The 382-nt window shown below is 61.3% G+C and carries 1 protein-coding gene; it reads right to left on the bottom strand.

Going from position 1 to position 382, the window contains the following annotated elements:
• The coding region (locus GYB81_RS24060; protein ID WP_306342887.1) for a chloride channel protein at positions 1–347 on the bottom strand (347 nt) is incomplete at its 3' end.
• Positions 348–382: the final 35 nt, after the last annotated feature.

The following is a 382-nucleotide window of genomic DNA, read 5'->3' on the forward strand; positions in this document are numbered from 1 at the left end:
GTATTGACCGGCGCATTGGTTAGCTTGCCAACTTCAATCACCGCCCCTTCGCCATTAAAGACGCGAAAGACAATGCTCGACATAATCACGCCGGTAAACACCGCTTTAATGGAGATCAGGTTGTAGCGGAACTGGGCGCGCATCTCTTCAATGATAAACAGGATACCCGCCAGCGGCGCGTTAAACGCCGCAGACAGCCCCGCCGCCGCCCCCGTCGCCAGCAACGTATGCCGTGCTTCGGCGCTGCGCATACGGAACAGATCGCCGACCATGCGCCCGACGTTACCGCCCAGCTGTACCGTTGGCCCTTCCCGACCGAGCACCATGCCCGCCCCGAGCGTTCCCATCCCGCCGCTACATTTCACCGGACGTACCCGCCACC

Origin of the sequence: Pseudomonas yangonensis (genome assembly GCF_009932725.1) — a bacterium.
In the GTDB taxonomy this organism is placed as follows: Bacteria; Pseudomonadota; Gammaproteobacteria; order Pseudomonadales; family Pseudomonadaceae; genus Aquipseudomonas; species Aquipseudomonas yangonensis.